Source organism: Methylosinus sp. sav-2 (assembly GCF_004366495.1).
In the GTDB taxonomy this organism is placed as follows: Bacteria; Pseudomonadota; Alphaproteobacteria; order Rhizobiales; family Beijerinckiaceae; genus Methylosinus.
In genome coordinates this window covers 1-2345 of sequence record NZ_SOEJ01000041.1, presented here as the reverse complement: position 1 = coordinate 2345, position 2345 = coordinate 1, and the positions used below count along the sequence as shown (strand labels likewise).

General features: G+C 66.4%; 1 pseudogene. It reads left to right on the top strand.

What is annotated here, in order from left to right:
* Positions 1 to 2345: pseudogene (locus EDE12_RS22050) on the top strand (hypothetical protein); the annotation flags it as partial.

The window sequence follows — 2345 nt, the reverse complement described above, 5'->3', positions numbered from 1 at the left end:
GGCGGCCTCGCCGCCTCCTATCTCGACGCTATCGACGCGGCCGACTTCTCGACAAGCCAGATCGCGGCCTTCAGCGCGACCAGCGTCGGCGATCTCTCCACCACCCAGGTCGGCAATCTCACCTCCACCCAGATCGGATCGCTCTCGGCCACAGCCTTCGGCGCGCTGACCTCGACCGAGGTGCAGGCATTCACCTCCACCCAGCTCGCCGGCCTCACCGCAACGCAGCTCGGCAAGCTGACCACCACGGCAATCTCGAACCTCTCGACGACGCAGGTCACCGACCTCACCTCGACGCAGGTTCGCGGCCTCACCGCAACGCAGATCGGCGGCCTCTCCGCCTCCTATCTCGACGCTATCGACACGGCCGACTTCTCGACAAGCCAGATCGCGGCCTTCGGCGCGGCGACGGTCGGCGATCTCTCGACGACCCAGGTCGCCAACCTCACCTCCACCCAGATCGGATCGCTCTCGGCCACAGCCTTCGGCGCGCTGACCTCGACGGAAGTGCAGGCCTTCACCTCGACGCAACTCGCCGGATTGACCGCGACGCAGATCGGCAAGTTCCCCGTCACAACCATTCCCAACTTCTCGACCACCCAGATCGCCAATCTCACCTCGACACAGGTGCGAGGCATCACTGTTGCCCAGCTCTCGGCGTTCTCCGCATTCCCTTCACTCACCACCCCATACCTCGATGCGATCAACGCAGCCGATTTCTCGACGACCCAGATCGCAGCGCTCGATGCAACCACGATCTCAAACCTCACCACCACGCAGGTGGCCTCGCTGTCCGGAACCCAAATCGGCGCGCTGTCCGCCACGGCCTTCGGCGCGCTGACTTCCACGGAAGTGCAGGCCTTCACATCCACTCAGCTCGCCGGCCTCACCGCGACGCAGCTCGGCAAGCTCACCACAACGGCGATCTCGAACCTCTCCACCACGCAGGTCACTGATCTGACCTCGACGCAGGTGCGCGGCCTCACCGCCACGCAGATCGGCGGCCTCGCCGCCTCCTATCTCGACGCTATCGACGCGGCCGACTTCTCGACAAGCCAGATCGTGGCCTTCAGCGCGACAAGCGTCGGCGATCTCTCGACGACCCAGGTCGCCAACCTCACCTCAACCCAGATCGGATCGCTCTCGGCCACAGCCTTCGGCGCGCTGACCTCGACGGAAGTGCAGGCCTTCACCTCCACGCAGCTCGCCGGCCTCACCGCGACGCAGCTCGGCAAGCTCACCACCACGGCGATCTCGAACCTCTCCACGACGCAGGTCACTGATCTGACCTCGACGCAGGTACGCGGCCTCACCGCAACGCAGATCGGCGGCCTCTCCGCCTCCTATCTCGACACCATCGACGCGGCCGACTTCTCGACCAGCCAGATCGCGGCCTTCAGCGCGACAAGCGTCGGCGATCTCTCGACGACCCAGGTCGCCAACCTCACCTCCACCCAGATCGGATCGCTCTCGGCCACAGCCTTCGGCGCGCTGACCTCGACCGAGGTGCAGGCCTTCACCTCCACACAGCTCGCCGGCCTCACCGCAACGCAGCTCGGCAAGCTCACCACCACGGCGATCTCGAACCTCTCGACGACGCAGGTCACCGACCTCACCTCGACGCAGGTGCGCGGCCTCACCGCCACGCAGATCGGCGGCCTCTCCGCCTCCTATCTCGACGCCATCGATGCGGCCGACTTCTCCACCAGCCAGATCGCGGCCTTCAGCTCGACCAGCGTCGGCGATCTCTCGACGACCCAGGTCGCCAACCTCACCTCCACCCAGATCGGATCGCTCTCGGCCACAGCCTTCGGCGCGCTGACCTCCACGGAAGTGCAGGCCTTCACCTCCACACAGCTCGCCGGCCTCACCGCAACGCAGCTCGGCAAGCTGACCACCACAGCAATCTCGAACCTCTCCACCACGCAGGTCACCGACCTCACCTCGACGCAGGTTCGCGGCCTCACCGCCACGCAGATCGGCGGCCTCGCCGCCTCCTATCTCGACGCCATCGATGCGGCCGACTTCTCGACCAGCCAGATCGCGGCCTTCAACTCGACCAGCGTCGGCGATCTCTCGACGACCCAGGTCGGCAATCTCACCGCCACCCAGATCGGATCGCTCTCGGCCACCGCCTTCGGCGCGCTGACCTCGACCGAGGTGCAGGCCTTCACCTCCACCCAGCTCGCCGGCCTCACCGCGACGCAGATCGGCAAGCTCACCACCACGGCGATCTCGAACCTCTCCACGACGCAGGTCACCGACCTCACCTCGACGCAGGTGCGCGGCCTCACCGCCACGCAGATCGGCGGCCTCGCCGCCTCCTATCTCGACGCTATCGATGC